The 378-nt window shown below is 41.3% G+C and carries 1 pseudogene; it reads left to right on the top strand.

What is annotated here, in order from left to right:
• Positions 1-78 precede the first annotated feature (78 nt).
• Positions 79-366, top strand: a pseudogene (locus AAEY75_RS14220) (transposase); the annotation flags it as partial.
• Positions 367-378: the final 12 nt, after the last annotated feature.

The raw sequence follows: 378 nt of genomic DNA, 5'->3' as shown, positions 1-378 counted from the left end.
CAATAGCATCATGTGAGCTATGCTGAAAAAACCGTACACCTAAACTTGGTAAACTAAGCGTATTAATCGGAGTTTATCATGACCAAGAAAGTAAGAACCTACAGTGACGAATTTAAAGCAGAAGCTGTCAAGAAGATATCAGACAATAATGGCAATATCTCGGCTACCGCAAAGCACCTTGGCATCGCCATGCAGACCTTATCTAATTGGCATAATAAAGCCAATCAAGGCAAGCTTATCGGCACAGAACAATATGATCCTGATCTTATGACAGCGCTTCAAGAAATAAAGCAGCTCAAGCGACAACTTAAAGTTGCCGAGGAGGAGCGAGAGATATTAAAAAAGGCCACGGCGTACTTCGCGAAAAACAGTTAGTAA

It is taken from the genome of Psychrobacter sp. TB55-MNA-CIBAN-0194 (assembly GCF_040309505.1).
GTDB classification, from domain to species: Bacteria; Pseudomonadota; Gammaproteobacteria; order Pseudomonadales; family Moraxellaceae; genus Psychrobacter; species Psychrobacter fozii.
Note: the sequence above shows the minus strand (reverse complement) of the source record. Positions and strands in the feature narration are given on the sequence as shown.